Raw genomic sequence first — 2,610 nt, 5'->3', positions numbered from 1 at the left:
GCATACGACCCGCTGAGTGGTCGGCTCCTCGAGAACGGAAACGGATTTGTCCGTGAGTGCGCCGAAGACGAGGTCGGATTGCTGCTCGGGCGCGCGGGATTCACCGCCGATCTCTCGGGCGGAGCCATGCGAGGTCTCTTCCAAGCCGGCGATTCGTGGATTCCCACCGAAAATCTCTTCCGCCGGGACGCCGACGGCGACTACTGGCTGATCGACCACAAGAACACGGTCATTTCCACGCTCCGCGGTCCCGTGTTCACCCAGCCGATCGTCGACGCGTTGTCGAGTGTGGCGCGGGTGGATCTTGCCGTTGCATACGGAGTCGGTGACGCGCCGCATCAGCTGGCGGTCGCTGCCGTGACATGGCGTCCGGGACGGCAGTTCCGTTCTGCCGAGCTTGCAGAGGCCCTCTCGCGCATCGCTTTCGACGCTCGTCCGGATATCGTGCACGTGGTTGACGAGATCCCGGTGGGTTCGTCGTACCGTCCGAGCTCCACTGCGTTGGCCGCGGCCGGATTGCCGGCGCCGGGGCCACGGACGTGGTTCCTCGATTCCGAGTCGCAGTCGTACAAGCGGCTGACCAAGGCAATTGCCGCGCAGTTGATGCCGACGAGGGTGAGCACCGGAGCACGGTAGCCTGAGGACATTCTGTTTGATCGGTTCGAGAGGACTCACGTGGCTATTGATTCGACGTTGCTCAGCATTTTGGCCTGCCCCCAGGACAAAGGCCCGCTGTTGCTGGTCGGGGACGAGTTGCTCTACAACCCGCGCCTGCGGCGTGCCTACCCGATCGAGAACGGCATTCCCGTTCTGTTGATCGACGAGGCACGCGATGTGGCGGACGACGAGCACGAGAAGTTGCTCGCGCGGGCTGAAGGCTAGATCGGTAATTCACCGGTCAGGTACCGCTGGAGGTTCGGAGCCACCAGCGGTACCAAAGCGTCAAAGCTCAATGATGCGAGTGGTTCGAGTCCGAGCACATATCGCGTGACAAGCAGTCCGGCCATCTGAGAGGCCACCAATTCCGCTCTGATCAAGCCGGTACCAGGTGGTGTGTCCACCCGCGGAATGATGTCGCGCAATACGACATCGAGCAGAAAGCTCTGGATCAGCTGCGATCCGTCGCCGGAAATGGCTGATCGAAAAGCCGCCAGAATCGCCGGCTGATGTTCCGAATCCCATAGCCCGATCACCGCCCGGAGAAGGCTTTCGCCGAGGTTTTCGGTCGGGGAGGTGTGAACCGGTCCCAGTACCTTTGCTGGATCGATCGGTAGCGCGATCGCAGCGGTGAACAACTGCTCCTTGCTCCCGAAATGGTGATGAATCATAGCCGGATCGACGTCAGCGGCCGCAGCTATCGATCGAACGGTTGTTCGTCGAAAACCGTTCTGGGAGAACGCCCGTCGCGCCGAATCGAGGATCTGCGCGCGAGTCTCCGACTTGCCCGGTCGTCGCCCCGAACGAATCGGTGCAGGACTCGTGTCCTTGTCGGTCATGGAGTGCGGCGATCGAGTGTGGCCGCGGCCAGCGATAGTGCGGCGGCGGCGAAGCCCGCCATGACGGCGAGATCACGCCACATCTGACCCGTCGCGTCGGCATGCATCGACACTTGCTGAAGTGCGTCGACGGCGTAGCTCAAGGGGAGGACGTTGCTGATCCATTCGAGCCAGGTCGGCAATTGGTCGCGCGGTACCAGGAGTCCGCAGAGGAAGAGCTGTGGAACCACAACTACCGGCATGAATTGCACCGCTTGGAACTCGGTCTTCGCGAATGCGCTGGCCAACAGGCCTAGCGCAACGCCCAGTATTGCGCCGAGAACTGCAATGACGATGACCCAGGCAAGACTGCCGGCGATGGTGAGTCCGAGGAATCCGAAAGCAACCGCGCACGCGAGAGCTGCTTGAGCGGCGGCGGAGAGCGAAAATGCCGCCCCGTATCCGGCGAGAAGGTCGAGTTTGCCCATCGGTGTGGTGAGCAGGCGTTCGAGGGTTCCTGAACTGCGTTCGCGCTGCATGGCGATGGATGTGACCAGGAACATCACCACAAACGGCAAGATTCCCAACATCGTGATCGCCACTCGTTGGAAGAGCGAAACCTGGCCGGGTGGCGTCGGGACGTCTTGGTAGAGGAAATACAGCAAAATCATCAACAACGACGGGACCAACAAGATCATGGCCACCGTGCGATGGTCCTGGCGGAGCTGAAGCAGAATGCGTACGGTCGTAGCGCCGAAGATCCTGATGCTCATGATATTTCACCTCCGACGGGTGAAGTCCGAATCAGCTCGAGAAAGGCGTCCTCGAGCCGTTCACATCTGGTTTTGGCGCGCAATTCATCGGGTGTGAGTTGAGCGAGGAGGTACCCGTCTCGCATCAGGATCAGCTCAGCGCAGTGGTCGGCCTCATCCATGACGTGGCTCGAGACCAACAGGGTGGTTCCGCTGCGAGCAAGGTCAGCGAATCGTTCCCACAATTCGACGCGAAGCACCGGATCGAGGCCGACGGTCGGTTCGTCGAGGATCAACACATCAGGTGACGCCACCAACGCGCAAGCCAGCGAGACTCGCCCGCGTTGACCACCAGACAGATCGGCGGCGGTCTGGTCGGCGTA

General features: G+C 61.5%; 4 protein-coding genes and 1 pseudogene. 2 read left to right on the top strand and 3 right to left on the bottom strand.

From position 1 onward, the window contains the following. Nucleotides 1-636, top strand: a pseudogene (locus A2J01_RS08655) (acyl-CoA synthetase); the annotation flags it as partial. A 39-nt stretch (nucleotides 637-675) separates the two neighbouring features. Beyond that, nucleotides 676-882: a Trm112 family protein gene (locus A2J01_RS08650; protein WP_003944045.1), complete on the top strand. Its 207-nt coding sequence runs from the start codon at nucleotides 676-678 to the stop codon at nucleotides 880-882. Here the strand turns inward: A2J01_RS08650 and A2J01_RS08645 are convergent. The 3 genes from A2J01_RS08645 to A2J01_RS08635 all read right to left on the bottom strand — a co-directional run. Next, a complete protein-coding gene (locus A2J01_RS08645) occupies nucleotides 879-1,496 on the bottom strand; it encodes a TetR/AcrR family transcriptional regulator (RefSeq protein WP_058037511.1) in 618 nt (205 codons plus the stop codon). The two genes, A2J01_RS08650 and A2J01_RS08645, sit on opposite strands and share 4 nt — an antisense overlap. After that, nucleotides 1,493-2,248: an ABC transporter permease gene (locus tag A2J01_RS08640; protein ID WP_003944033.1), complete on the bottom strand. Its 756-nt coding sequence runs from the start codon at nucleotides 2,246-2,248 to the stop codon at nucleotides 1,493-1,495. The genes A2J01_RS08645 and A2J01_RS08640 overlap by 4 nt, the downstream gene beginning before the upstream one ends. Further along, nucleotides 2,245-2,610: ATP-binding cassette domain-containing protein (locus A2J01_RS08635; RefSeq protein WP_156519219.1), on the bottom strand; the 366-nt coding region annotated here is incomplete at its 5' end. The genes A2J01_RS08635 and A2J01_RS08640, both read right to left, overlap by 4 nt.

This window comes from Rhodococcus sp. EPR-134 (assembly GCF_001647205.1).
Taxonomy (GTDB): Bacteria; Actinomycetota; Actinomycetes; order Mycobacteriales; family Mycobacteriaceae; genus Rhodococcus_F; species Rhodococcus_F qingshengii.
This window is presented reverse-complemented; position numbering and strand designations above follow the sequence as displayed.

Excerpts from the sequence above, each read along its gene's own strand:
- A2J01_RS08640 (WP_003944033.1), bottom strand. The coding sequence starts at position 2,248 with ATGAGCATCAGGATCTTCGGCGCTACGACCGTACGCATTCTGCTTCAG.
- A2J01_RS08645 (WP_058037511.1), bottom strand. The coding sequence starts at position 1,496 with ATGACCGACAAGGACACGAGTCCTGCACCGATTCGTTCGGGGCGACGA.